The following is a 21,878-nucleotide window of genomic DNA, read 5'->3' on the forward strand; positions in this document are numbered from 1 at the left end:
GGCCCGCGGCGACACGCACCGAGAGATCGACGACCTCAGCGTAGGACCAGGTGTCCTCGCCGCAGACGAGACAGGGCGCGTCGCCCCCCAGCGAGGCGCCCTTGTCCAGATAGTCGACGAGCTGCATCGGGCCGCCCTCAGCCGCGCTGCCGGGTCACGACCGGCTCCGAGACCAGCCCGAAGGCCTGCAGCTGCCCGAGGAGCTCGCGGTGACCGAACGCCTGGCAGCCCGAGGCGAAGCCCACCCGGCGAGGCGGCTGCTGCAGCAGCGAGTAGGCGACGTACGCCTGCATCAGCCCGGTCTGCTTGTAGTTCTGGTTGCCGTGGATCACGCAGTGCGCGCGCCCCAGTGGGCCGGAGGCGTGGACCGAGTCGAGCGACTTGTTCAGGCGCGGGTTCTCGCGCGGCGGCATCTGGTTCATCACCTGGGCCGCCGTGGCGGTCAGCGCCTCGTCGCGCTGCTCGGCATCCATGTCCTTGGTCGCCTCCAGCGCACCCGCCACGATCTGCGGCACCCCGTTCATCAGTGCGGCGTTGAAGACGCCACCCTGGGCCTTGCAGGTGGCCACCTTGGGGTCGCGGCGGTACCAGACCGGGTGCGAGGTGCCACCCCACGGCAGCGAGAGCGCCAGCTCGTGCTGGCCCGGCACCACGAGCGGGACGAGCCCGGCGTTGGGGTCGAACTCGACGTACGCGTTCTGCTCCAGGTAGTGCGCCTTCGAGGTCGCGGCGTTGACCAGGATCGTGCGGGTCGAGGCGATCGTGGGGGAGCCACCCCAGAAGACCGCGATGTCGAGGGTGTCGAGGCCGGGCTGCTCGAGGCAGATCTCGGCTGCGATCTCGCCGGTGGTGTACATCTGCGCGATGCCCGGCGCGAGCAGCAGGCCCTTCTCGGCAAAACCCTCGCCGTAGGTCTCGTCGCAGGTGATCAGCCAGTCCTGCTCACCGGTGGTGTCGGTGTAGTGGACCCCGGCGGCCAGCGCGGCCTCCACGACCTCGGGACCGTACTGGGAGAACGGGCCGACGGTGTTGAGGACGACACGGGCGCCGGTGAGCAGCTCGGTCAGCGCCTCGACGGTGTGCTCGACCTCGGCGATCTCGTAGTCGGCGGTCTCGATGCCGGGTACGTGGGCGGCCATCGCGGCGACCAGCTTGTCCTTGGAGCGGCCGGCGGCCACGAACGGCACCCCGAGCTCACGCAGGTATTCACAGACCAGCCGGCCGGTGTAGCCGGAGGCGCCGTAGACGACGACGGGCTTGTTGTTCTCGCTCATGGTCACATCCCCATTCCGCCGTCGACCGGCAGGCCGACTCCGTTGATGAACTTCGCCTGGTCGGAGGCGAGGAAGGCGACCGCGTCGGCCATGTCCTCGACCGTGCCGAGCCGGCCCGACGGGGTGAGCTCCACGACGCCGGCGACGGCCGCGTCGGGAGACTCGAAGAGCCCGAGGTTGGCGGTGTCGACGGCCAGCCCGACGCCCATCTCGGTCGGGACCAGTCCTGGGTAGATGCAGTTGATGCGTACGCCGTAGCCGAGCTTGCCGCTCTCCATCGCCGCCACGCGGGTCAGGCGGTCGACGGCGCTCTTGGTGGCCGAGTAGACCGAGATGCCCGGGAAGGCGATAGTGGCCGCCACGGAGGCGACGTTGATGATCACGCCTCCGTTGCCCGCGGCGCCGTCGGGCCGCATCGTGCGCAGCCCGTGCTTGAGGCCGAGGGCGGTGCCGAGCACGTTGACCTCGAGCATCTTCTTCACGTCGTTCGGGTCGAGCTCGGTGACCAGGCTGGTGATCTCGACCCCGGCGTTGTTGACCAGGATGTCGAGGCCGCCGAGTGCGTCGACCGCGGCGGCCGCGCCCGCCTCCCAGGAGGCGTCGTCGGTGACGTCGAGGTGCACGAAGGTGCCGCCGATGGACTCGGCCACCTTGACGCCCTGGTCGTCCTTCAGGTCGGCGACGGCCACCTTGGCGCCGGCTGCCGCGAGCGCTCGGGCCATCCCCTCACCCAAGCCTTGGGCGCCGCCCGTGACGAGTGCCGTACGTCCGCTCAGATCGGTCATCTGTGACTCCTTCGTCGCTGTGATGTCGCTGTGATCCGGCTCACAGGCAATCGCGAATCTTGACGAGTGTCAAGAGTTTTCTTGACGATTGACCAGAAAATGGTCCGGATGGCATCGACGACCGCACGGGAGGGGGTATCGTTGCCGCCCATGACCCAGGTCGCTGCCCCGAAGGCGTCTCGCCGCACGCCCGCCGACAAGCACGACGAACGCCGCAAGGCGCTCGCCGAGTCGGCGCTGCGCACCCTCGGGGAGCTGGGCTACGCGCGGGCCAGCCTGCGCGAGATCGCCAACAACTCCGAGTTCAGCCACGGCGTCGTGCACTACTACTTCAACGACAAGCTCGAGCTGATCGTCTACTGCGTGCGCTACTACAAGCAGACCTGCGTCCACCGCTACGACGGCGTCGTCGCCGAGGCGACCTCCCCGGACGACCTCGTCGCCCGGTTCGGCGACAAGCTCGTCGAGACGATCGTCGAGGAAGCGCCGATGCACCGGCTCTGGTACGACCTACGCTCGCAGTCCATGTTCGAGGAGAGCCTGCGCGAGGCGGTCACCCAGATCGACCTGAGCCTGGAGGACATGATCGCGCGGGTCGTGAACCGCTACGCCGCGCTCGCCGGCACCGAGCCCGCGATCCCGGCGCCGGTCGCCTACGGGATGTTCGACGGCGTCTTCCAGCAGGCTCTGCTGGGCTACCTCAATGGTCGCGAGGCTGCCCTGGAGGATCTGCGCAGCCAGGTCGTCGGGCTGATGCCGATGCTACTGGCGCCCAAGCGGTAGAGCCCGGTCAGCGGCGGATCGGCCGGCCGGGGTAGGCCGTGGGGTCGAGGCTGCCGTCGCGCACGACGAAGGTGCCGTCGACCAGGAGATGGACGACGCCGGCCGAGGGCCGGGTGGGATCGAGGTAGGTGGCCCGGTCGGTGATCCGGTCGGGGGAGAGGACGACCAGGTCGGCGTCGGCACCGGGTGCGAGGTATCCCTTGCCACGCATGGCCGGGGTGAACGGGGCGAGCACCTGAGCTGGTAGGTAGGAGCAGCGGCGGAAGGCCTCCGGCCAGGTCCAGGCGCCGGTCTCGCAGACCATGCGGCGCAACGAGCGGGCGTAGGTGCCTGACGTACGAGGGTGGGTCTGGCCGCCGGGCGGCAGCGGCCACTCCCGGGTGTCGCTCACGCCGCCGGCCCACTCCACCGGCATCGCGTCGCTGGCCACGATCGCGTCCGGGAAGGCGAGGGCGCGCTGCAGCATCGCGTCGTCGGTGGGGGAGTCCTCCTCGAGGAAGTGGACCACGCAGACGGCGCCGGGGTCGGTGGCGCGCAGCTCGGCCAGGCGCGCAACCGACGCGATCCGCTCCCCGGTGGTCACCATCGTGATCGAGGACGGCGTCAGGCCCCAGGCGCCGAGCCGCTCGGGTGCCAGGAAGAAGGCGCCGACGGCCGTGGAGCCGGCGCCGTACGGATAGGCCTCGACGGTGACGTCGGACCCGGCCGTGCGGGCCTCGTCGAGCAGGCCGAGGACGCGGTCGACGTGGCGGCGGGAGGTGCTGTTGACGTGGCAGTGGTGCATCCGCGCGCCCGTCTCGGCGGCGGCGCGGGTGATCTCCTCCGAGCCGTCGATCGGGGTGGTGGGGTCGGCCTCGACGATCTCGCGTACGTGGGTGAACGTCGCCGTGCCGCTGCGGGCGGCGAGCCTGGCGACGTCGAGGAACTCGGCGGGGTCCGAGCGTGGGGCGTAGCCCATCAGCACCCCGATCCCGAGGGCCCCTGCGGCCAGCTCGGACTCGAGCAGCTCGAGCCAGGCGTGCCGCTCAGCGGCCGAGGACGTACGTTGCCAGGCCGGGTCACCGAGCATCGACAACGAGGTCTCCAGGTCGGCGGCCGGCGTGATCCCGAGATGCGCGACGGCACGGGCATCGCCCCACGAGGCCGAGAAGCCGTAGTGGAGCACCCGGCCGTCGGCCGCGGCCCGCTCGTAGGCCAGGTCGAGAGGGAGCAGCCCGGACTCCAGGTCGAGGGTGGTGGTGACCCCGTCCATCGCCTGGAGGCGCTGGCCGGCGACCGAGTGGACGTGGCTGTGCAGGTCGACGAACCCGGGACCGACGACGAGCCCGGTCACGTCGATCACCTCGGCGGCCGGATCGTCGGGCACCCTCCCGACGGCCACCACGGACCCGTCGGAGACGGCGACGTCGGCCATCTGCTCGGTCCCTGCTCGGGGGTCGACGACCCGGCCACCACGGAGAATCAGCACCCCGCCATCAAACCGTCCTCCGCCACGGCGGCCATTGTCCGATCGGACAACAGCACCTCCTGTTGACTGTCCGGTAGGACGAACACGTACACCGTCGGGACTCCCTACGGTTTCGGCATGCCCCACGACCAGACCCGCCCGGACGCCGCGCGGCACCTGCAGGAGAGCTTCGCCGACCTCGTCGCCGAGCACGGCGTGCCCGGCGCATCGATCGCCGTCCTCACCGGCGACGAGGTGATCACCGCTGCCGCCGGAACGGCCAGCCTGGCCACCGGGGTCGAGGTCGACACCGAGACCGTCTTCCAGATCGGCTCGATCACCAAGATCTGGACCACGACGCTGGTGATGCAGCTGGTCGACGACGGTCTCCTCGATCTGGACCGGCCGGTGCGTGACTACCTGCCCGAGCTCGTCATCGGCGACCGCGAGGCCGGCGAGACGATCACGACCCGCCAGCTGCTGTGCCACACGGCGGGCTTCGAGGGCGACATCTTCACCGACACCGGCCGCGGCGAGGACGCCGTCGAACGTTACGTCGCCACCCTCACCGACCTGCCGCAGCTGTTCGCCCCCGGTGAGACGTTCTCCTACAACAACACCGGCTTCGTCGTGCTCGGTCGGCTGGTCGAGGTGCTCCGACAGGCCCCGTTCGACCAGGTGCTCCTCGATCGGATCGCGCGACCGCTCGGCCTCGCCAGCGTCTCCCCGAGTCCGTACGAGGCCATCCTCCGCCGTGCCGCCACCGGCCACATGCCGGGGACCGACGGTGCCCCGGAGGCGGCGCCGACCTGGGCGCTGGCCAGGTCCAACGCGCCGGCCGGCTCCATGCTCGCGATGACGGCGAGCGACCTGCTCGGCTTCGTGCGGATGCACCTGAGCGGCGGCACCGCGCCCGACGGGACCCAGGTCCTCTCCGCCGCGGCCGTCGCGGCGATGCGGGAGCGGCAGGTCGAGCTGCCGCTGCTCTCCGGGATGGGCAGCGCCTGGGGCCTGGGCTGGGAGCTCGTCGACACCCCGCAGGGCGCCGTCCTCGCCCACGACGGCGGCACCATCGGCCAGGCCGCGTTCCTCCGGATCGTGCCCGAGCAGCGGCTGGCCGTCGCCCTGCTCACGAACGGAGGCGAGGTCTTCGGGCTCTTCAACGCGGCGGTCGCGGGACTGCTCGACGAGCTCGGCGGCGTACGACTTCCCGACCGGCCCACGCCACCGGTCGCGCCGGCGACGGTCGACGTCGACAGGTTCCTGGGCCACTACGCGGACACGATCTACGACATCGAGGTCACTGCCGACGGTGCCGGCGGGCTCGTCCTCGACCGCACCCCCAAGGACATCATCGCCGAGATCGGCGAGCAGCCGATGCGGTTCTCCCTCGTCCACCTCGACGGCGACTCCTTCATCGCCACCGAGCCCGTCCGCGGCATCCACGTCGTCTTCGCCTTCCTCGGCGAGGCGGACGCCCCGGCGAAGTACGTCCACTACGGCCGCGTCGTCGCGCGCGCCGACTGACCACTCTGCGCGAGAACCCTGCCCGAAAAACCTTGCCCGAGAACCTTGTCCGAGAGAGGTACGTCCCCCATGAACCAGCGCCGAGCCCGAGCAGCCCTGAGACCCGCCCTCGCGGCGCTGACCCTGCCCCTGGCCGCCGCGGGCCTGGCCGCGTGCGGCTCCGGCTCGGGCGGCGGCACCGAGTCCGAGGCGTACGTCGACGGCGAGTCCTTCACGATGGCGATCGCCTCCGACCCCGGTGCCCTCGACCCGCACGGCGGCGTGACCAGCACCTTGCTGCAGCTGAGCCGGTTCGCGTACGACTCCTTGGTCAGCGTCAACCGCGACGGCGAGGTGCAGGCGCAGCTCGCGGAGAAGTGGAGCGTGGACGGCACCACGGTCACCTTCGACATCAAGAACGACGTGACCTGCGCGGACGGCTCCGAGTTCACTGCGCAGACCGTCGTCGACAACATCAGTTGGGTCGAGGACCCGAAGAACAAGAGCCCCTACCTGGGCGTCTTCATCCCGGCCGGCGCCACCGCGACGGCGTCCGGGCAGACCGTGACGGTCACCTTGGCGGCGCCCGCGCCCTTCGTGCTGGCCTCCTTCTCCAACTTGCCGATGATCTGTGACAGCGGCCTCGCAGACCGGGACAGCCTGAAGGCCGGGACCGCCGGCACGGGCCCGTACGTGCTGAAGGACGCCGTCCCCGGCGACCACTACACCTACGAGGTCCGCGAGGACTACGCCTGGGGCCCCGACGGCGCCACCACCGCGGCCGAGGGGACCCCGGCCACGGTCGAGGCCAAGATCGTCGCCAACGACACCACGGTCGCGAACCAGCTGCTCTCCGGGGACCTCAACGCCGCCTCGATCACCGGTCAGGACGCCGCCCGGCTGGACGCGGCGAAGCTGAACCGGGTCGACGCGCAGGCCGTGGTCGGCGAGCAGTGGTTCAACCACAACGAGGGCCACCCGACCGCTGACCCCGCGGTACGTGCCGCGCTGACCCAGGCGCTCGACCTGGCCGAGCTGCAGAAGGTGATCACCGCCGACAAGGGCGGTCCGGCGACCCAGCTGGCCGTCGTCGAGCCGGCCGGCTGCACCGGCTCCTCCGTCGACGGGAACCTCGCCGACGACGACACGGCTGCCGCTGAGAAGACGCTGGAGGACGCCGGCTGGTCCGCGGGTGCCGACGGGGTCCGCACCAGGGCCGGGAAGCCGCTCGTGGTCGAGTTCGTCTACGACTCCTCGCTCGGCGCGCCCGGCACCGCCGCCGCCGAACTGGCCGTCGCGGCGTGGAAGAAGGTCGGCATCGACGCCAAGGCCACGTCCCTGGACCAGACCGCGATCCAGACCGCGATGTTCGGCACCGGTGACTGGGACGTCGCCTGGGAGCCGGTCAACATCAACACCCCCGACCAGATCGTCCCGTTCCTCTCCGGTCCGGCGCCCGCCGAGGGCGGCAACAACTTCGCCGGCATCGCCAACACCGGCTACGACGCAGCGGTGAAGACCGCGATGGCCAAGAACGGCGCCGAGGGCTGCGCGGACTGGCTGGCCGCGGAGGCGAGCCTGTTCGAGTCGTACGACGTGGTGCCGTTCGCCAACAACCTGCTGCCGTTCTTCTCCCAGGGTGCCGAGCTCGAGGTCGTCGGCGGTGTCGTCCCGACCAGCATCCGGATGCTGGGTTGAGGCAGGCGTCGATGACAGCGACATCAGCGGCGCCTGGACCCCCGAGGACGGAGGTGCCGACGGGGGTGCCGGGCACCCTGGGCGGGCGGTGGACCCAGTTCGCCCTGCGCCGCGGTGGCCGGCTGCTGGTGTCGCTGTTCGTGCTGGTCACCGCAGCGTTCTTGATGATCCACCTGGTCCCCGGCGACCCGGTGCGGGCCGCGCTCGGGATGACCGCGCCGACGGAGCTCGTCGAGGCGCGGCGGCACGCGCTCGGCCTCGACGACCCGCTGCTGACCCAGTACCTGAACTATCTCGGCGGCCTGTTCCGCGGCGACCTCGGCGAGTCGATCCAGACCCAGCTGCCTGTCGGGGAGACCATCGGCCGGCGCCTGGGTGCCACCGTCTCGCTCGGTCTGCTCGCCTTCGTCCTCGCTCTCCTGATCGCCGTACCGCTCGGGGTCTGCGTCGCGGTCGCGACGAGGCGCGGGCGCCGGCAGCGTACGTCGCTGGGGTTCGCCTCCGGCAGCGTGGTGATCGGCTCGATCCCCGACTTCCTGATCGGCGTGGTGCTGGTCGCGGTCTTCGCGGTCGGTCTCGGCTGGCTCCCGGTCGCGGGCCGCGAGGACGGGGCCGCGTCCTACGTCCTGCCCGTCCTCGCCCTGGCGATCGGCCCGGCCGCGATGCTCGCCCGGATCGTCCGCGTCGAGATGATCTCCGTGCTGGAGTCCGACTACATCCGCACCGCGCGGGCCAAGCGGCTCCCGGCACGCCGGATCCACCTGGTGCACGCCCTGCCGAACGCCGTCACCGCCACGCTGACACTCGGCGGGATGCTGCTGGCCTCGATGGTCGCGGGCACGGTGCTGGTCGAGAACGTCTTCGCCTGGCCCGGGCTCGGCAGCACCATCGTTTCGTCGATCGTCACCAAGGACTATCCGGTGGTGCAGGGCACGGTGCTCGTCTACGGGGTGATCGTGCTGCTGGTCAACACGCTCGTCGACGTCGCGCTCGCCGTGCTCGACCCCCGCTCGACGGTGGGGGAGGCCTGATGAGGGCGTTGCGTACGCCGGTGGGGGCGCTCGGCGCGGGTCTGCTCGCGACGGTGCTGCTGCTGGCCGTCCTGGCTCCGGTCGCCTTCGGCGACGGGGCGGCCGCCGTCGACACCGACAACCTGCTCGCCGGGCCCTCGGCGGAGCACTGGTTCGGCACCGACAATGCCGGCCGCGACCTATTCCTGCGGGTCCTGGTCGCCACCCGGCTCTCGATCACCCTGGCGCTGCTGGCGACCGCGATCGCGGTGCTCACCGGGCTGGTGCTCGGCTCGCTTCCGTGGCTGCTCGGCCCACGGCTCGGGCGACCGGTGACGGCGCTGGTCAACATCCTGGTCGCCTTCCCCGGGCTGCTCCTGGTCCTCTCCCTGGCCACCGTGTTCGGAGTCGGTGCCCGCGGGGCCGTGCTGGCGATCGGGTTCGCCGGTGCGCCCACGTTCGCCCGCCTCTGCCAGACGCTGATCGCCGGGATCGCCGCCCGCGACTATGTCGCCGCGGCCGAGATCGCCGGCCTCGGCCGGACCCGGATCCTGGCGCGGCACGTGCTGCCCAACGTCGCGGAGCCGCTCATCGTCAACGCGACCATCGGCGCCGGGAGCGCGCTGCTCGCGTTCGCGGGCCTCTCCTTCCTCGGCCTCGGTGTCCAGGCGCCCGCCTACGACTGGGGGCGGCTGATGCAGGACGGTCTGGCCGGGATCTACCTCCACCCGCTCGCCGCGCTCGCGCCGGGGATCGCGGTCGTCATCGCCGGCCTGGCCTTCAACCTCACCGGCGAGGCGGTCGCCGGTGCCTTGGGGGTGACGCCGGTCGTCGGGCCACGGGCCTGGTCGGCGCCGGTCCGCTCGACTCCTGCGAAGGCGAGCACGCAGGGAGACGACCTGGTGCTCGACGTACGCGATCTCGCTGTCGCCTTCCCCGGCCCGTCGGCCCCGGTCACTCCGGTCCGTGGCGTCTCCCTCTCGCTGCGTCCCGGTGAGGCCGTGGGGATCGTGGGGGAGTCGGGGTCGGGCAAGTCGCTCACCGCGCTCGCGATCGCCCAGCTCGTCGAGGAACCCGGCCGGGTCACCGGTGAGGTCACCCTCTGCGGCACCGACCTGAACGACGGCGGCCACCACGAGGACCTGCTCGGCACCTCGCTCGCGGTCGTCTTCCAGGACCCGATGACCTCGCTCAACCCGGCCATGCGGGTCGGCCCGCAGCTCGCCGAGGTGAGCCGTTTCCACCAGAGCCTCGGCCGGCGTGAGGCACTCGCCCGCGCCGTCGACCGGCTGCGCGCGGTGCGCCTGCGTGACCCGGAGCGGGCGGCCCACGCGTACCCGTTCGAGCTCTCCGGCGGCATGCGTCAGCGCGCCATGATCGGGATGGGACTGATGGGCACCCCGCGGCTGATCATCGCCGACGAGCCCACGACCGCCCTGGACGTCACCGTCCAGAAGCAGGTCCTGGCGCTCCTGGAGGGGGTACGCCGCGAGCACGGCACCGCCATCCTGCTGATCTCCCACGACGTGTCCGTCATCGGCGAGATCTGCGACCGGGTGCTGGTGATGTATGCCGGGCGCATCGTCGAGGAGATCGCCGCCGGCGACCTCCACAGCGGTGCCCGGCACCCCTACACCCGGGCACTGGTCGCGGCGGTCCCGTCGATGAGCACACCGCGGGACGAGCCTCTGGCCACCATCCCCGGCCAGCCGGTCGACCCCGCCGCGCTTCCCCCGGGCTGTGCGTACGCCGCCAGGTGCCCGCTCGCGACCGACCAGTGCCTGAGCGAGGAGCCCGCGCTCCTCGACGGAGTCGCGTGCTGGCGTGCGGACGACCCGCTCCCGATGGAGCAGACGAAGCAGGTGAGCGTATGAGCGAGCGACAGCGAGCGACAGTGGGCCTCAGGCCGCCGCTTCCGTATTCTTCGCCCTTCGCTACGGAGGCGGCGGCATGAGCATGCGGTTCGAGCAGGTCAGCGTGCGGTTCGGGCGCACCCAGGTGCTCCACGAGGTGAGCCTGGAGGTGCCCGACGGCTCGATCGTGGGGCTGGTGGGGGAGTCCGGTTCGGGCAAGTCGACGCTCGCCCGGGCCGCCGTCGGGCTGGTGCCGGTCAGCACCGGGCGCGTCCTGGTCAACGGCGTCCCGGCCGGCCGGCGCTCCAAGGCCGGGTCCGGGGTCCAGATGGTCTTCCAGGATCCCTACTCCTCCCTCGACCCGCGGATGAGCATCGGCGAGAGCATCGCCGAGGCGATCCCCGGACGGCCGTCGAAGTCCGAACGGGCCGGGGAGGTCGCCCGCCTCCTCCGGCTGGTCCATCTCGACCCTGGCCGCGCCGGCCAGCGTCCGGGGAACCTCTCCGGCGGCCAGCGGCAACGGGTCGCCCTGGCCCGCGCGCTGGCGGGCAGGCCTCAGGTGCTCATCGCCGACGAGATCACCTCGGCGCTCGACGTCTCCGTCCAGGGCGCCGTCCTCAACCTCGTCCGCGAGATGCAGCGCGAGCTCGGCCTCTCGATCCTGTTCATCTCCCACAACCTGGCCGTGGTGCGCTACGTGGCCGACACGGTCGCGGTGATGAGCCACGGACACGTCGTCGAGTGCGGGCCGGCGGCCGACGTACTGGAGAACCCGAGTCATCGCTACACCCAAGAGCTTCTCGCCGCCGTCCCCGGCGGCACCTCGAACACTCTCACCAAGGAGACCTGATGACCATCGATTCCGCTCACTGGCAGACCCGGCTCACCGAGCTGACGAAGAAGCACGGCGTCCCCGGGGCCCAGCTCGGCATCCTCCGGGTCGGCCGCGACGGCGCTCAGGACGAGCAGGTAACGCTCACCACCGGAGTGCTTCACCTCGGGACCGGCCAGCCCGCCACGACCGACTCCGTCTGGCAGATCGGCTCGATCTCCAAGGTCTGGACCGCGACCGTGGTGATGCAGCTGGTCGATGAGGGCAAGCTCGCCCTCGACACCCCGGTCAAGGAGATCATCGGTGATCTCGATCTGCGTGACCCCGAGGTCACCGAGAAGGTCACGATCCACCACCTGCTCACCCACACCAGCGGCATCGACGGTGATGTCTTCACCGACACCGGACGCGGTGACGACGTCCTGGAGAAGTACGTCGCCCGCCTCGGCGAGGCCGCCCAGAACCACCCGCTGGGCGCGACCTGGTCCTACTGCAACTCCGGCTACGTGCTGCTCGGGCGGGTCATCGAGGTCGTCACCGGCCAGACCTGGGACCAGGCGATGCGTGAGCGGCTCTTCACGCCGCTCGGCCTCACCCACACCGGCACCCTGCCCGAGGAGGCGATGCTCCATGCGCTCGCGATGGGCCACCTCGGCACCGGCGAGGACATCGCCCCGGCGCCGGTATGGGGGCTGCCCCGTTCGTGCGGCCCGGCCGGTCTGATCACCGCGACCGCTGCCGACGTGCTCGCCTTTGCCCGGATGCACCTGAGCGGTGGGGTGGCGAAAGACGGCACCCGGGTGCTCTCCGCCGAGTCGGTGGCGGCGATGGCCGACTTCCAGGTCGACTGTCCCGAGAAGGACCTGCTCGGCGACTCGTGGGGCCTCGGCTGGTTCCGCTGCGACTGGCACGGGGCGCGTGCGATCGGTCACGACGGCAACACCATCGGGCAGGCCGCGTTCCTGCGGCTGCTTCCCGAGGCCGGTATCGCGGTCTCGCTCAACACCAACGTCGCCAGCGCCATCGCGCTCTACCAGGACCTCTTCGAGGAGATCTTCGCCGAGCTCGCCGATGTCCGCCTCCCTGACCGCTTCGAGATCCCCGTCGACGCGCCCGAGGTCGACATCACCCCGTTCCTCGGCGAGTACTCGCGCGAGTCGGTGCTGGAGGAGGTCCTGGTCCTCGACGGCAAGCCGGTGATGCGGACGACCGTCTCCGGACCCGTCGCGGAGCTCGAGGGTGCCTCCGAGCCCGAGGTGCATGAGCTGGTGCCGGTCGCGGAGGCGATCTTCGCGGTCAAGCCCGACAAGTCCGCGGCCTACTTCCCCGTACGTTTCTACACGTTGCCGACCGGCGAGCGATACCTCCACTTCGGCGCCCGCGCGACCCCGAAGAAGGCCTGAATGCGTCGACCTCAGATCGATCTCCACCGGCTCCTGGACGACATCCGGGAGCTGGTCGAGACCGAGTCGCCCTCCACCGACCTGGACGCCGTCGCCCGCTCGGCCGAGGTCGTGGCCCACCTCGGAGCCGCCCATCTCGGCGTCCCCCCGGAGCGCATCGTCGTCGACGGGGTCACCCATCTGCGCTGGCGCTTCGGGCCCGGCCCGCACGTCCTGCTGCTGGCCCACCACGACACGGTCTGGCCGCACGGCACGCTGGAGAGGATCCCGTACGCCGTCACCGACGGTGTCCTGCGCGGCCCCGGCTGCTTCGACATGCTCGCCGGCCTGGTCATGGCACTGCACACCGTCGCCGCACTGCCGGCTCCCGACGGGGTCTGCCTCCTGGTCACCGGCGACGAGGAGCTCGGCTCGCCGTCCTCGCGCGCGCTGATCGAGGCCGAGGCCCGGGAGGCGTCCGCGGTGCTCGTGCTGGAGGCGTCGGTCGGCGACGGAGACCTCAAGACGGCCCGGAAAGGCACCTCGATGTACGAGGTAGAGGTCGTCGGACGTGCCGCCCATGCCGGCCTGGAGCCCGACAAGGGCGTCAACGCCACCATCGAGCTGGCCCACCAGGTGCCCGCGGTGGCCGCGCTCGCCGACCCGTCCGCGGGCACGACGGTGACCCCGACGTCCGCATCCGCAGGCACGACGCTCAACACGGTCCCGGGCGCGGCCCGGTTCACGGTCGACGTACGCGCCTGGAGCGCGGCCGAGCAGGAACGGGTCGACGCCGGGATGCGTGCTCTGGAACCAGCGCTCGAAGGCGCGAAGCTGGTCGTGCATGGCGGGATCAACCGGCCGCCCCTGGAAGAGTCCATGTCGGCGCGGCTGTTCGATCGAGCTGTCGACGTCGCGACCCGGCTCGGGCTGCCGGTGCCGGGTCAGGCCGCGGTCGGCGGGGCCTCCGACGGCAACTTCACCGCTGGCGTCGGCACCCCGACGCTCGACGGGCTCGGCGCCGTCGGCGGCGGGGCGCATGCCGAGGACGAGCACGTGCTGGTCGACCGGCTGGCCGACCGGACGATTCTGCTGCACGGTCTGCTGCAGGGTCTGCTCGAGGAGCTGGTGGCCGGCCGTCCGAGCGACGGATCGAGGGATCGGCCGTGACGCGGGCATGGGGGGCGTACGTCCGGGCCGCCGAGGCCGCCCGGGTCACCGTCCGCGAGCTCGACGGGATCGCGGAGCTGCAGCGGGCCGAGAAGGTGCTCGGCGGGATCTGGGGCGTTCCGGACAATCCGCCGCTCGGGTCCGAGCTGATGCGCGCGATGCGCAAGGCCGAGGGCTACGTCGCCGGTGCGTTCGACGATGCCGCCGGCGAGGAGATGGTCGGCGTCTGCGTCGGGTTCCACTCGGTCCCGGCGGCCCGCGCGATGCACAGCCATATCGCCGGCGTGGTCCCGGAGATGGCCGGTCGACACGCGGGCTTCGCGCTCAAGCTTCACCAGCGGGCCTGGTGCCTGGAACGTGGGATCACGCTGATGGAGTGGACCTTCGACCCGCTCGTGGCCCGCAACGCCTACTTCAACCTGGCCAAGCTCGGCACCCGGGTCGCGGAGTATCTCCCCGACTTCTACGGCTCGATGGGCGACGGCATCAACGACGCCGAGGACGCCAGCGACCGGATCCTGGTGCACTGGGACCTGGACTCGCTGCAGGTCGCGTCCGCGTGCGACGGCAGCCCGGTCGAGGTCGCCGAGGTCGCCGGCGGGCCGGGTGCGTCCTGGGTCGAGGTGCCCCGCGACATCGAGGCGCTGCGCGTCTCCGACCCCGGCGAGGCCCGGGCGTGGCGTACCAAGGTCCGCGACCAGCTGCTGAGCGGGTTGGAGTCGGGCACGGTCGCCGGCTTCGACCGCGACCACGGATATCTGCTGACAAGCACAGCCCCGAGGGAAGGAACCGAATGAAGCTGGAAGGGATGGAGCTGCGACGGGTGTCGATGCCACTGGTATCGCCCTTCCGGACCTCCTTCGGCACCCAGAGCGAGCGCGACATCCTGCTGCTGCGCGCGGTGACCTCGCAGAGCGAGGGGTGGGGCGAGTGCGTCGCGATGGCCGACCCGCTCTACTCCTCCGAGTACGTCGAGGCGACTGCGGACGTGCTCCGTCGGTTCCTGCTCCCCGCACTGGCTGCGGCCGGCGGTGAGCTGGAGAGGCACGGGGCGTACGCGGTGGGAAAGGTGCTGCACCCGTTCAAGGGACACCGGATGGCGAAGGCGGCGCTGGAGATGGCGCTGCTCGACGCGGAGCTGCGCGCGGCCGGGAGGTCCTGGGCCCGCGAGCTGGGCGCCGTGCACGACCGGGTGCCGAGCGGTGTCTCGGTCGGCATCTTCGACTCCGTACCCCACCTGCTGGACGTGGTCGGCGGCTACCTGGACGACGGCTACGTGCGGATCAAGCTCAAGATCGAGCCGGGCTGGGACATCGAGCCGGTGGCCGCGGTACGGGAGCGGTTCGGCGACATCCCGCTGCAGGTCGACGCCAACACCGCCTACACGCTGCGCGACGCCCGCCACCTGGCGAAGCTGGATCCGTTCGACCTGCTCCTCATCGAGCAGCCGCTGGAGGAGGAGGACGTCCTGGGCCACGCGAAGCTGGCCCGCGAGATCCGCACCCCGGTGTGCCTCGACGAGTCGATCGTCTCCGCGCAGACGGCCGCCGCCGCGATCTCGCTCGGTGCCTGCTCGATCATCAACATCAAGCCCGGCCGCGTGGGCGGCTACCTGGAGGCCGTACGCATCCACGACCTCGCCGCCGCGCACGGACTCGCGGTCTGGTGCGGTGGCATGGTCGAGACCGGGCTGGGGCGCGCCGCCAACGCTGCCCTGGGCGCGCTGCCGGGGTTCACCCTGCCCGGGGACATCTCCGCCTCCGACCGGTTCTATCGCACCGACATCACCGAGCCGCTCACGATCGAGGACGGCCACATGAGCGTCCCGGCCGGCCCGGGTCTGGGCGTCACCCCGATCCCGGAGATCCTGGAGTCGTTCACCACCTCGACCGAATGGATCCCGCTCGGGACGCAGACGTAGATCGGTGGACGGTGTCGGGGGTCGGTTCTAGTATTCCGGGCGTGAGCCAGCGTCCGCGCGCGAGTCTGGGCCGCGTGCTCGATGATCTGGGCGACACGCTGCTCGAGCTGCTGGCCGGCGACCCCGCGCATGAGGGCGAGATCGGTGGTGTGGTGATCCACGACCCCGACGACGAGCCGGTCCATCCCGCGGGGGCGCTGGTCCTGGCCGTCGGGGTGTCGTCGGGCGAGCTCCCAGAGCTCATCTACGAGGTGGGGCGGCGCGGGGCGGTCGGGCTGGTCGTCCGCGCGCCCGTCGTGCTGACCGGGGCCCTGGCCGCGGCGGTCGAGGAGAGCCGGATCGCCCTGCTCGGGCTGCGCCGCGGCGCGACCTGGGCGCAGCTGACCGCGCTGCTGCGGTCGCTGCTGGCGGAGGGCGACATCGGCCCGACCGAGGCGGAGACACTGGGTGGCCTGCCCTCGGGCGACCTGTTCGCGGTCGCCAACGCGATCGGCGCGCTGCTGGACGCGCCGGTGACGATCGAGGACCGGAGCTCGCGGGTGCTGGCCTTCTCCGGCCGTCAGGACGAGGCCGACGCCTCGCGGGTCGAGACGGTCATCGGCCGCCAGGTTCCCGAACGCTACGCCCGGATGCTCACCGACCTCGGCGTCTTCCGCGAGCTCTACCGCGAGCACCGCCCCGTCGTCGTCGACCCGGCCCGGCTCGACGAGGACAGGATCAGCAAGCAGCGTGTCGCGATCGCGGTCCGGGCCGGCGACGAGGTCCTCGGCTCGATCTGGGCGGCGATGGACGGTGAGGTCACGCCCGAGCGGAGCGCGGCGCTGCGCGACGCCGCCAGTCTGGTCGCGCTCCACATGCTGCGCGTGCGGGCCGGCGCCGATGTGCACCGGCGGTTGCGTACGGATCTGGTCAGCTCGGTCCTCGAGGGCGCGGCCGGTGCTCGAGACGCGCTGGGCCGGCTCGGCCTCGCGGGGCGTCCGGTGGTCGTGCTCGCCCTGGCCCTGCGGCACGATCCGTCAGCCGATCACGAGCACGAACCCGACCCGGGCGGCGCCGGCACGCTCGAGCGCGCCGCCGACGCGCTGGCAGTGCACCTCTCGGCCGCCGTGCCGGCCTCGGCGGTCGCGGTCGTCGGGGGCATCGTCCATGCCCTGGTCCCGCTCCCCGGCGACGGCTCCGAGCCCGAGGAACGGGCCGCTCGGCTGGCCGGGGAGTTCTGCGAGCGTCTCGGCACGCGGCTGCCGGTGGTCGTCGGCGTCGGCGGTGTCGGTTCGGACATCAGCGCCATCGTCGCCTCCCGCGCGGCCGCGACCCGGGCGATGCGGGTGCTCCGCGACGGTGCCCTGGGCGGCGAGACGCGCTCGGTGGCGAGGCTCGCCGACGTCTACACCCAGTCGTTGCTCCTCGAGCTCCGCGACCTCGCCGCCGCCCGGGACGAGCGTCCGGTCGGTCCGATCGCGCTGCTCCTCGCCTACGACGAGCGCAACGACTCCGGTCTTGCCGAGACCCTGCACGCGTGGTTGGACGCGAACGGCGACGTACGCGCCGCTGCCGCCGCCCTCTTCATCCACCCCAACACGCTGCGCTACCGGCTGCGCCGGCTCGAGCAGGTCAGCGGCCTGGACCTCGCCGACGCGGAGCAACGTTTCGGGGCGGCGCTCCAGCTGCGTCTCCTGGCGCTGCGCTGAGGCTCCGCACCGACGGTCCCGCTCAGACCACCATCGCGACCACGGCCGCCGCGGCGAGGGCCGTTGCGGCGATGCGTACCTTGCCGATCGGCTCGTGCAGCACCAACGCCGCCGAGAGCGCGACCCAGATCAGGCTCGAGCTGCGGACGGCAGCCACCAGCGAGACCGGAGCGTGCAGGGTCGCGTAGAGGCTGAGGACGTACGAGGTGGGGATCAGCACTGCGAGCACGGCCACGGTCCGGGCGTGGATCCTGGCCTGGCGCAGCCCCTCGGCGTACTTGCCACGCACGATCACGCTCCACAGCACCACCTGGATGACCGTGCCGACGGCGTAGTAGGCGATCGGGTCGAGGCCCCGCTCGACGACCACCCACCCGTCGTAGGTCGTGTAGCCGGCGATCGACATGGCGATGCAGCCCGACCACAGCAGCGGCTTCGCCTGCAGCGAGCCCCGGGTGCGGACGGTCTCGAACAGCAGGGCCCCGACGGCCGCCGCCATCAGGAGTACGCCACCCCATTGCGCCCAGCTCAGCCACTGCCCGAGCACCACCATGCCGGTGATCGCCACCACGACGGGAGCCAGGCCGCGGGAGAGCGGGTAGATCTGGCTCACGTCGAAGTCCTGGTAGGCGACCTGGACCAGGCCCATGGTCAGCGCGTGCATCGCGGTGCTGCCGAGCGAGAGCAGGAGGAGCTCCCATGACACCGCGATGCCGTGCCCGCGCACGATCATCACCACCGCGGTGACCGTGACGACCAGGCAGCTCTCCACGATCGCCACCGCCCACAGCGCCGGTCTCCCCGCGGGGGCGATGGTCTTCGACGCCGTGTTCCAGGCTGCGTGGGCGATCGCCGAGCCCAGGGCGAGAACGACTCCGAGCAGCAACATCCGGGTGAGCCTACGGCGTCGCTGCGCACCCGCTCATCGGGCTCCTCCTAGGCTGGGCCACTCCAACTCCACAACCTTGAGGACTTCTGTGATGGACCCCGTCGACCTGGCTCTGATGCTTCTCCGGCTCGCGGTGGGTGGCACGATGATCGCCCACGGCGTCAACCACTGGCGCGGGGGCGGCAAGATCGCCGGCACCGCGGGCTGGTTCGAGAGCCTCGGCCTGCGCCACGGCACCCTGCAGGCGTGGGCCAGCGTGGTGACCGAGATCGTGGCCGGCGTACTGCTGATCCTGGGCCTGATCACGCCGCTGGCAGCAGCCGCCGTCGTCGCGGTGATGCTCGTGGCCGCGCTGCTGGCGCACCGCCCCAACGGGTTCTTCGTCTTCAAGGACGGCTGGGAGTACGTCATGATCCTGGCCGTCGTCGCGGTCGTGCTCGGTGTCACCGGACCCGGGACGATCTCGCTCGACGCGTCCCTCGACATCGTCTACGACGGCTGGGTCGGCGGCGCGGTAGCGCTCGGCGGCGGGGTCGTCGGCACCGCGCTGCTCCTCGCCGCCTTCTGGCGTCCGCAGCGCGAGGACGCCCCCGTCGCGCCCGCCGACGACGCCCCCGCTGATGACGCCCCCGCCGACGCGCCCGCCGAGGACGCCCCCGCCCACGACGCCTGACCCCAGCGCGACCAAAGTCGCGTGAGGCCGCGACGGAAGGACGATGCCGCGACGCCGGCTCGTTCCTAGCCTGGACTCATGCGTCGGCAACAGCTGGTCCCGGTAGGCCTCTTGGTCGGCGCCGTCGGTCTGCTCGGACTGGGTGTCGTCGGCCCGCCGACGTCGGACGGCGGCATCCGGATCCCGCCAGGGGCGCCGATCCTGCTGGTAGCGGCAGGGGTGAGCTGGTGGTGGCGGGGCCGTCCCGGCGCCGTCCTCGGTCTGGCCGCGGTCGCCGTCGTGACGGTCGCGGCGCTCGGCGCCGGACTGGGGCCGGACCTGATCGGTGCCCGCGGTCTGCCCGTCGCCGTGATGCGCTGGGTTCAGGTCGTCGGGCTGGTTGTCGCGACGTACGCCTTGGTGCGAAGGCTGGCGGCCGGGCCTGCACCGGGTGGGCCGGATGGGCCGGACGCGGCAGTGAACAACCGGCCAGGACCCGACCGGAGCCGCGTGCTCCAGGTCGTGGGTCTGCTGGCGCTGTGCGGGATCGGAGCCGAGCTGCTGGCGGCGTACGGGGACAGCACGGGCAACATCGGCGGAATCGCGTTCGCGCTGGTCTTCTTCGGGGCCCTCTACGGGGCGCCGGCGCTGGTCGCCCGGGAGCTGGTGCGCCGCCTCGGCTGGGGCTGGCCGAGCCTGCTGCTGATCTTCGCCGCTCTGGGGGTGGCGGAGGCGGGCCTCATCGACCAGTCGCTGTTCAGCGCCGACTACGGCGGCTACGCAGGATGGGAGGAGAACCGGGAACCGACCCTGATCCCGTCGTTGGGATTCAGCGGCTACAACGCCTACTCCTTCATCATCGGGCACGTGATCTTCAGCTTCGCGGCGCCCGTCGCGCTGGCCGAGGCCTGGGTGCCGGCCCGCGCCCGAAAGCCGTGGCTGGGCCCGATCGGCACCGCCCTCGCTGCGGTCGCGTACGTCATCGCGGCGTTGTTCATCCTCTCCGACCCGGAGTCGCGCTCCGGGAGCCCTGCCCAGCTGCTCGCCACGGCCGGAGTGATCGTCGTCCTGCTTCTCGTCGCCTTCGTCCTAGGCCGGCGAGCGCAGACGGCCAGCCATCGGGACGGGGCAGGGGAGGTGCCGCTCCCGGCCCTCTTCGTCACCGCGCTGGTCTTCGCGCTCGTCCCGGATCTGACCCCCGCGACCTGGCTGGGCGTAGCCATCGCGGCCACGACCACAGTCGTGTTCTGTGTCCTGGTCCTGCTGGCCGCCCGGACGAGGGTGTGGACGGTTCGGCACGCGGCGACGATCGGCGCTGCGTACCTTGTCGTGCGGGGCTTGTTGGCGTTCACCTACTTCCCGCTCATCGGCGATGTCGCGGCAGGTCCGAAGTACGCCCACAACGTGGCCATGCTCCTCGTCGTCGCGCTCGCGGGATGGCTGGCGCTGCGGGGTCGTACTGCCACGGCCCCGCCTGCCGAGCGCACCGCTCTGCCGGCTGGTTAGGGGCGGCGGGTGAACCGGATGGTGCCGTCCGGTAGTCGCTCATGGATGTACGCCGGGGCGTGCGCCAGACGGTGATGATGGGGGCACAACAGGGCCCCGTCCTTCAGGTCGGTCTTCCCTCCCGCAGCCCAGGGATCGAGGTGGTGGGCGTCGCACCATTCCGGTGGCATGTCACACCCTTCGGCTTGGCAGCACTTCTGCTGGAGCCGGAGTGCTTTGCGCTGGATGGGCTGGAAGAACCGACTGCCTCGACCTGCGTCGAGGACCTCACCATCACCGCCCAACACCCAGGGGATGATGGTCGCGTTACACGCCAGCTTGCGGGCCTCGGCGGCGCTGATCGTGGTCCCGTTGGTCTCGTCGTAGCCCAAGGTGGCGGTGCCGAGGTCTCTGCGGAGCTCGTCGAGGGAGATCACCACGTTGATCGTGGTCGCGTCGCCCCCGTGACGGGGCAGGGCGGCGGGGTCGAGGGTCTCCAGGAGCCGGGTGAACCCCTGTCCCATGAGTCGTTCCCACGGCGGTAAGGCCGCGCCCTTGGTGACGAGTTGTTGTTTGCGGGGTTGGGCGTAGGCCTCGACGAGTCGTTTGAACCGCATCCCGATCGAGGTCGGCAAGACCCCGTCGAACCCGACGGTGCCGTCGTGGTTGTCCCAGATCCGCAGCGCGGTCCTCTGCTGGGCGCGTTCCTCCTCGGCGAGCAGCGCCTTGGCTTCGGCGTCTTCGAACCGGGCTGGGTCGACCTCGGTCAGAATCTTCCGGCCGACGATGCGGAGCTCGTTCGCCGTCAATTGGGTCGCGTAGTCGACCAGGAGCTTTTCGGCCAGGGCCAGGTTCTCGGCACTCGCGACAGGGTCGGCATGGACCTTGTCCAACGCCCGGGTGATCACGCGGGCCTTGTCCAAAGACACCACGCCTTCGGCCAGACCGGCTGCGACGAGTTCGTACTTCGCCACCCCGGTCGCCAGCTTGATCTGCGACCGGGCCACACCCTTGTCGAGGAGGAGCTCGGCCCGCATCCACGCGGAGGCATCCTTCGCCCCGGTCTCCTCCGCGATATCGCCGGCCGATGCGAGCACGCGGAGCTTCAGTGCGGCCTGCTGGGCTTGGAGCTTCTCCAACCGCTCCAGCAGGTCCTTCTTCTGGCCGGTGCGCCAATAGGCAGGGTCGCTCGCGAGCAGCTCGTGGAGGGCAGTTTCGATGGCCTCGAGGGCGGCGTCGATCGCATCGCCAGGGTTGGTGGCCCAGGGGTCGAGGTCGTGCTCGAGACTCATCGTGATCCCTCCCTTCAGAGGTGTATCGTGATGGGTCACATTCTACGCCTCGAACGGATACCTAACCACCCATAGGTGCAGGTCAAGCGCCATTTTCGCGGTGAGCGAACGGCATCGCTTCTGTGGATGGTAAGTGGCCCGAAGGGCCACCACTCGCCCCCCATCAACACCATCTGCCGCAGAAGTGAATGCGCTGCGCCACACCTGGGCC

Annotated in this window: 18 protein-coding genes; 13 read left to right on the top strand and 5 right to left on the bottom strand. The window is 71.3% G+C overall.

Features of this window, described 5'->3' with window-relative positions:
* Nucleotides 1-137: 137 nt before the first annotated feature.
* Nucleotides 138-1,274, bottom strand: coding sequence for a DUF5938 domain-containing protein (locus ACFU7D_RS17790; RefSeq protein WP_378869422.1), 1,137 nt, complete (start codon nt 1,272-1,274; stop codon nt 138-140).
* Nucleotides 1,275-1,276: 2 nt separating this feature from the next.
* Nucleotides 1,277-2,059 carry an SDR family NAD(P)-dependent oxidoreductase gene (locus ACFU7D_RS17795; protein ID WP_378869424.1) on the bottom strand — a complete coding sequence of 261 codons (783 nt, stop codon included), beginning with the start codon at nt 2,057-2,059 and terminating at the stop codon, nt 1,277-1,279.
* A 150-nt stretch (nt 2,060-2,209) separates the two neighbouring features.
* On the opposite strand from ACFU7D_RS17795, the gene ACFU7D_RS17800 reads away from it, so the two are divergent.
* The gene (locus ACFU7D_RS17800) at nt 2,210-2,842 is read left to right on the top strand and encodes a TetR/AcrR family transcriptional regulator (RefSeq protein WP_378723946.1); all 633 of its coding nucleotides are present in this window, start codon (nt 2,210-2,212) and stop codon (nt 2,840-2,842) included.
* 7 nt (nt 2,843-2,849) lie between these two features.
* Here ACFU7D_RS17800 and ACFU7D_RS17805 read toward each other — a convergent pair whose 3' ends face one another.
* On the bottom strand, nt 2,850-4,310 hold the full coding sequence (locus tag ACFU7D_RS17805) for an amidohydrolase family protein (protein WP_378869426.1): 1,461 nt from the start codon (nt 4,308-4,310) through the stop codon (nt 2,850-2,852).
* 117 nt (nt 4,311-4,427) lie between these two features.
* Between ACFU7D_RS17805 and ACFU7D_RS17810 the strand changes: the two genes are divergently transcribed.
* The 10 genes from ACFU7D_RS17810 to ACFU7D_RS17855 all read left to right on the top strand — a co-directional run bounded on the left by ACFU7D_RS17810 (nt 4,428) and on the right by ACFU7D_RS17855 (nt 17,349).
* Nucleotides 4,428-5,816, top strand: coding sequence for a serine hydrolase domain-containing protein (locus ACFU7D_RS17810; RefSeq protein WP_378869429.1), 1,389 nt, complete (start codon nt 4,428-4,430; stop codon nt 5,814-5,816).
* Between the two features lie 69 nt (nt 5,817-5,885).
* Entirely contained in the window at nt 5,886-7,493 is a 1,608-nt protein-coding gene (locus tag ACFU7D_RS17815) for an ABC transporter substrate-binding protein (RefSeq protein ID WP_378869431.1), read from the top strand.
* A gap of 53 nt (nt 7,494-7,546) precedes the next feature.
* Complete coding sequence (locus ACFU7D_RS17820; RefSeq protein WP_378869434.1) at nt 7,547-8,524, top strand: ABC transporter permease; 978 nt, start codon at nt 7,547-7,549, stop codon at nt 8,522-8,524.
* Nucleotides 8,524-10,377, top strand: coding sequence for a dipeptide/oligopeptide/nickel ABC transporter permease/ATP-binding protein (locus tag ACFU7D_RS17825; RefSeq protein WP_378869437.1), 1,854 nt, complete (start codon nt 8,524-8,526; stop codon nt 10,375-10,377). The genes ACFU7D_RS17820 and ACFU7D_RS17825 overlap by 1 nt, the downstream gene beginning before the upstream one ends.
* A 76-nt stretch (nt 10,378-10,453) precedes the next feature.
* Nucleotides 10,454-11,206: an ABC transporter ATP-binding protein gene (locus tag ACFU7D_RS17830; protein WP_378869440.1), complete on the top strand. Its 753-nt coding sequence runs from the start codon at nt 10,454-10,456 to the stop codon at nt 11,204-11,206.
* Nucleotides 11,206-12,591 (top strand): serine hydrolase domain-containing protein, encoded by a 1,386-nt coding sequence (locus ACFU7D_RS17835; protein ID WP_378869443.1) that lies wholly within the window; start codon nt 11,206-11,208, stop codon nt 12,589-12,591. The genes ACFU7D_RS17830 and ACFU7D_RS17835 overlap by 1 nt, the downstream gene beginning before the upstream one ends.
* A complete protein-coding gene (locus ACFU7D_RS17840; RefSeq protein WP_378869444.1) occupies nt 12,592-13,740 on the top strand; it encodes a M20 family metallopeptidase in 1,149 nt (382 codons plus the stop codon).
* Complete coding sequence (locus ACFU7D_RS17845; RefSeq protein ID WP_378869447.1) at nt 13,737-14,537, top strand: GNAT family N-acetyltransferase; 801 nt, start codon at nt 13,737-13,739, stop codon at nt 14,535-14,537. Before ACFU7D_RS17840 ends, ACFU7D_RS17845 begins: the two co-directional genes overlap by 4 nt.
* The gene (gene menC, locus ACFU7D_RS17850) at nt 14,534-15,661 is read left to right on the top strand and encodes an o-succinylbenzoate synthase (RefSeq protein WP_378869449.1); all 1,128 of its coding nucleotides are present in this window, start codon (nt 14,534-14,536) and stop codon (nt 15,659-15,661) included. Before ACFU7D_RS17845 ends, menC begins: the two co-directional genes overlap by 4 nt.
* Nucleotides 15,662-15,702: 41 nt before the next feature.
* Complete coding sequence (locus tag ACFU7D_RS17855) at nt 15,703-17,349, top strand: PucR family transcriptional regulator (RefSeq protein ID WP_378723976.1); 1,647 nt, start codon at nt 15,703-15,705, stop codon at nt 17,347-17,349.
* A gap of 22 nt (nt 17,350-17,371) precedes the next feature.
* Here ACFU7D_RS17855 and ACFU7D_RS17860 read toward each other — a convergent pair whose 3' ends face one another.
* Nucleotides 17,372-18,238: a hypothetical protein gene (locus tag ACFU7D_RS17860; protein WP_378869452.1), complete on the bottom strand. Its 867-nt coding sequence runs from the start codon at nt 18,236-18,238 to the stop codon at nt 17,372-17,374.
* Between the two features lie 91 nt (nt 18,239-18,329).
* On the opposite strand from ACFU7D_RS17860, the gene ACFU7D_RS17865 reads away from it, so the two are divergent.
* Both ACFU7D_RS17865 and ACFU7D_RS17870 read left to right on the top strand, forming a co-directional pair.
* Nucleotides 18,330-18,911 carry a DoxX family protein gene (locus tag ACFU7D_RS17865; protein ID WP_378869454.1) on the top strand — a complete coding sequence of 194 codons (582 nt, stop codon included), beginning with the start codon at nt 18,330-18,332 and terminating at the stop codon, nt 18,909-18,911.
* Between the two features lie 78 nt (nt 18,912-18,989).
* Nucleotides 18,990-20,396, top strand: coding sequence for a hypothetical protein (locus tag ACFU7D_RS17870; protein ID WP_378869457.1), 1,407 nt, complete (start codon nt 18,990-18,992; stop codon nt 20,394-20,396).
* On the opposite strand, the gene ACFU7D_RS17875 is transcribed toward ACFU7D_RS17870, so the two are convergent.
* On the bottom strand, nt 20,393-21,667 hold the full coding sequence (locus ACFU7D_RS17875; protein ID WP_378869460.1) for a DUF222 domain-containing protein: 1,275 nt from the start codon (nt 21,665-21,667) through the stop codon (nt 20,393-20,395). The genes ACFU7D_RS17870 and ACFU7D_RS17875 overlap by 4 nt on opposite strands.
* Between the last annotated feature and the right edge of the window lie 211 nt (nt 21,668-21,878).

It is taken from the genome of Nocardioides sp. NPDC057577, from assembly GCF_042801335.1.
Lineage (GTDB): Bacteria > Actinomycetota > Actinomycetes > Propionibacteriales > Nocardioidaceae > Nocardioides.

What these genes read in the sequence shown, in the direction of transcription:
- ACFU7D_RS17790 (WP_378869422.1), bottom strand. Translation starts at nt 1,274, where the DNA reads ATGAGCGAGAACAACAAGCCCGTCGTCGTCTACGGCGCCTCCGGCTAC.
- ACFU7D_RS17800 (WP_378723946.1), top strand. Translation starts at nt 2,210, where the DNA reads ATGACCCAGGTCGCTGCCCCGAAGGCGTCTCGCCGCACGCCCGCCGAC.
- ACFU7D_RS17860 (WP_378869452.1), bottom strand. Translation starts at nt 18,238, where the DNA reads ATGTTGCTGCTCGGAGTCGTTCTCGCCCTGGGCTCGGCGATCGCCCAC.
- ACFU7D_RS17815 (WP_378869431.1), top strand. Translation starts at nt 5,886, where the DNA reads ATGAACCAGCGCCGAGCCCGAGCAGCCCTGAGACCCGCCCTCGCGGCG.
- ACFU7D_RS17870 (WP_378869457.1), top strand. Translation starts at nt 18,990, where the DNA reads ATGCGTCGGCAACAGCTGGTCCCGGTAGGCCTCTTGGTCGGCGCCGTC.
- ACFU7D_RS17875 (WP_378869460.1), bottom strand. Translation starts at nt 21,667, where the DNA reads ATGAGTCTCGAGCACGACCTCGACCCCTGGGCCACCAACCCTGGCGAT.
- ACFU7D_RS17840 (WP_378869444.1), top strand. Translation starts at nt 12,592, where the DNA reads ATGCGTCGACCTCAGATCGATCTCCACCGGCTCCTGGACGACATCCGG.
- menC (WP_378869449.1), top strand. Translation starts at nt 14,534, where the DNA reads ATGAAGCTGGAAGGGATGGAGCTGCGACGGGTGTCGATGCCACTGGTA.
- ACFU7D_RS17830 (WP_378869440.1), top strand. Translation starts at nt 10,454, where the DNA reads ATGAGCATGCGGTTCGAGCAGGTCAGCGTGCGGTTCGGGCGCACCCAG.
- ACFU7D_RS17810 (WP_378869429.1), top strand. Translation starts at nt 4,428, where the DNA reads ATGCCCCACGACCAGACCCGCCCGGACGCCGCGCGGCACCTGCAGGAG.
- ACFU7D_RS17865 (WP_378869454.1), top strand. Translation starts at nt 18,330, where the DNA reads ATGGACCCCGTCGACCTGGCTCTGATGCTTCTCCGGCTCGCGGTGGGT.
- ACFU7D_RS17835 (WP_378869443.1), top strand. Translation starts at nt 11,206, where the DNA reads ATGACCATCGATTCCGCTCACTGGCAGACCCGGCTCACCGAGCTGACG.
- ACFU7D_RS17795 (WP_378869424.1), bottom strand. Translation starts at nt 2,059, where the DNA reads ATGACCGATCTGAGCGGACGTACGGCACTCGTCACGGGCGGCGCCCAA.
- ACFU7D_RS17825 (WP_378869437.1), top strand. Translation starts at nt 8,524, where the DNA reads ATGAGGGCGTTGCGTACGCCGGTGGGGGCGCTCGGCGCGGGTCTGCTC.